The sequence below is a fragment of the Pseudomonas sp. 30_B genome (assembly GCF_017491605.1).
Lineage (GTDB): Bacteria > Pseudomonadota > Gammaproteobacteria > Pseudomonadales > Pseudomonadaceae > Pseudomonas.
In genome coordinates this window covers 1-248 of the sequence record NZ_JAFGYY010000452.1, presented here as the reverse complement: position 1 = coordinate 248, position 248 = coordinate 1, and the positions used below count along the sequence as shown (strand labels likewise).

Below are 248 nucleotides of genomic sequence, written 5' to 3'. Positions count from 1 at the left end.
GACCCAGATGACCCGGTGCGCCGGCTCGAAGGCCAGCGCGCGGCGCATCGCCTCCACCGCCAGGGGCATGTCATTGACGATCCCTATCCGCATCTTAGGGTCGGCTCCCGTTTCGGCGCGAGCCGCGACGGAGCCGCATTTTGCGCAGAGCAAGGCGCGAGGAGAGAGGTTTGGTTATTCCCAATGAACGACGAGTAACGCGGGGCTGCGCAAAATGCGGCCCGTCCCTTCGGGTTGTGCAGCCCATC

1 protein-coding gene is annotated in these 248 nt (G+C 65.3%); it reads right to left on the bottom strand.

The genetic code is table 11. The features are described 5' to 3' along the window. The coding region (locus tag J5M67_RS29715) for a hypothetical protein (RefSeq protein WP_243434861.1) at positions 1–93 on the bottom strand (93 nt) is incomplete at its 3' end. Positions 94–248 lie beyond the last annotated feature (155 nt).